This is a genomic window from Lentilactobacillus sp., from assembly GCF_040773105.1.
In the GTDB taxonomy this organism is placed as follows: Bacteria; Bacillota; Bacilli; order Lactobacillales; family Lactobacillaceae; genus Lentilactobacillus; species Lentilactobacillus parabuchneri.
The window spans coordinates 1-2,769 of record NZ_JAXGWW010000262.1; the positions used below are offsets into that span (position 1 = coordinate 1).

At 42.9% G+C, this 2,769-nt stretch carries 2 protein-coding genes; both read left to right on the top strand.

What is annotated here, in order from left to right:
* Nucleotides 1-256: 256 nt before the first annotated feature.
* On the top strand, nucleotides 257-2,143 hold the full coding sequence (locus AB3112_RS10425) for a glycoside hydrolase family 2 TIM barrel-domain containing protein (RefSeq protein ID WP_367334450.1): 1,887 nt from the start codon (nucleotides 257-259) through the stop codon (nucleotides 2,141-2,143).
* The coding region (locus AB3112_RS10430; protein WP_367334451.1) for a beta-galactosidase small subunit at nucleotides 2,127-2,769 on the top strand (643 nt) is incomplete at its 3' end. The genes AB3112_RS10425 and AB3112_RS10430, both read left to right, overlap by 17 nt.

Below are 2,769 nucleotides of genomic sequence, written 5' to 3' on the forward strand. Positions count from 1 at the left end.
CAAGGACTACAGATTAGCCACCAATTGCAGATGCAATTACGCAGTATGTATTTAACGCCAATTAAATAATCAGATGAATGGTGAGAATTGGATTATTTCCAATTCTCTTTTTTGCATCCGGGCAACGATATTTAATGATATTTAGTAAAACAAATTAAATGTTTAACTGAAAATTAAAAGGTTTATTGACAAAATATAATAAAGCGCTTACATTATAATTAGTGTTTAGATTGAAGAATAGGAGTGTGAGAAATTCATGGAACCAGACATTAAATGGTTAGACGATCCGGAAACGTTTCGGGTTGGGATGATTCCAGCGCACAGTGATCATCATTTTTACCAATCAGATGACGAGGTTAGAAATGATGCCAGCAGTTTCGTGCAAAGTTTGAATGGTCAGTGGCAGTTTGCGTTCGCAAAGGATCCCATGCACCGGATCCCTGACTTTTACAAAGCTGACTTTGACAGTCGCGATTTTGATCACATTAAAGTACCGGAACACATTGAATTTGCGGGCTATGACAAGTTCCACTACATCAATACAATGTATCCTTGGGAGGGCAAAGTCTACCGCCGCCCCGCTTACGCACTGAATCAAAATGACAAACAGGAAGGTCAATTCAGTCAAGCAGTTGATAATCCGGTTGGCCAATACCTCAAGAAATTTATGTTGAACCCAGCGTTCAAAGATAAGAAGGTCCGGGTTCACTTTGATGGCGTTGAAAAGGCGATGTATGTCTGGTTAAACGGACATTTTCTGGGGTATGCCGAAGACAGTTTTACCCCATCGGAATTTGATTTAACGCCATATCTTCAAGACGGTGAAAATGTCTTGGCTGTCGAGGTCTTTAAGTTGAGTACGGCAGCGTTTATTGAAGATCAGGACATGTTTCGATTCTTTGGCATTTTCAGGGATGTTTCGCTGATTGCGCAGCCTGAAGCACACATTGAGGACTTATCAATTAAGCCGACTGTTTCAGATGACTTCCATGACGGAACGCTCAATGTTGAGAGTAAAATGACGGTTAATAAGTCTGGTGCGATCGCAAAAGTTCAAGTGACAGATCAAGGTGGCAAGAAACTTTATACTGAAACCCAACCCGTTGAAAAGTCGATTTCACTCAAGGATATTTCATTTAAAAATATTCATCTTTGGGACAACCACGATCCATACCTGTACCAGTTAACGATTGAAATTGATGATCAAAACGGCAATGTCTTGGAAATTGTCCCATACAAATTTGGCTTTAGAAAGATTGAAATTAAAGATAAAGTCATTTTATTTAACGGCAAACGCTTGATTATTAACGGCGTTAACCGCCACGAGTGGGACTGTGATTCTGGTCGGGTGGTTTCAGTTGAGGATATGAAGGAAGATATTCGGACCTTTAAGAAGAACAACATTAATGCTGTTCGAACCTGTCATTACCCTGATCACACGTTGTGGTATCACTTATGCGATATGAATGGGATTTACGTGATGGCCGAAAATAATTTGGAGTCTCACGGAACCTGGCAAAAGCTTGGAGCCGTTGAGCCTTCGTATAACGTTCCTGGTTCGGTTCCGCAGTGGAAAGCAGCCGTGGTCGATCGTGCCCGCAACAATTATGAAATGCTCAAAAACCACGCCAGTATTTTATTCTGGTCTTTAGGAAACGAGTCATACGCAGGCGACGATATTCAAGCCATGCAAGACTATTACAAGAGCGTGGATTCAACTCGTTTGGTTCATTATGAAGGCGTCGTTCAAAACCGCAAATATGAAGACGTGATTTCTGATGTCGAAAGTCGGATGTATGCTTCGCCGGATGAAATCAAAGACTATTTGGACCATGATCCCAAGAAACCATTTTTACTCTGTGAGTACATGCATGACATGGGTAATTCACTGGGTGGCATGAAGTCATACATTGATTTAATCGATCAGTATCCAATGTATGCAGGCGGCTTTATTTGGGACTTTATCGATCAGGGAATTCAAGTTAATGATGAAATCACCGGCAAAAAGGTCCTTCGTTATGGCGGCGACTATGATGATCGAATGTCCGACTACGAATTTTCCGGTGACGGGCTGATGTTTGCAGATCGGACGGAAAAGCCAGCAATGCAGGAGGTGAAATATTACTATGGTCAACACATCTAAACAATTACACGTGATTTATGGCGATGGCGGCATCGGCGTTGGTGGCGATCAGTTCCACTATATCTTTAACTATACAAGAGGTGGAATGGAATCGATGGTCGTCAACGGCCATGAATGGCTGTATCGTGAGTCCAAGCCGACTTTTTGGCGGGCAACCACCGATAATGACCGGGGTAATGGCTTTTCGAAGAAATCGGTTCAGTGGTATGGCGCCGATATGTTTGCCAACGCTGACAAGGTCGATATTAAAATCAACGATAAACTGATTGATTTTCCAAGTGCACCGCTCAATAATAACTACTCTAATCACGAATTTGCCGACCAGGTCGAAGTGATTTATCACTATCAGACCCTGACAATTCCAAGCACGACTGTGGATGTCAGTTATGTGGTGTCTTCGAATGGTGAAATCACCATTCACGCTCACTATACTGGAAATGATCAACTGCCTGATTTGCCGGTGTTTGGGATGCGGTTTGTCATGCCGACTGCAGCCACTGGTTATGAGTACGCCGGTCTTTCGGGAGAAACCTATCCCGATCGAATGGCCGGAGGGATTCCAGGCGAATATAAAGTTGATGGGCTACCTGTCACCAACTACATGGTGCCACAAGACTGTGGGGTGC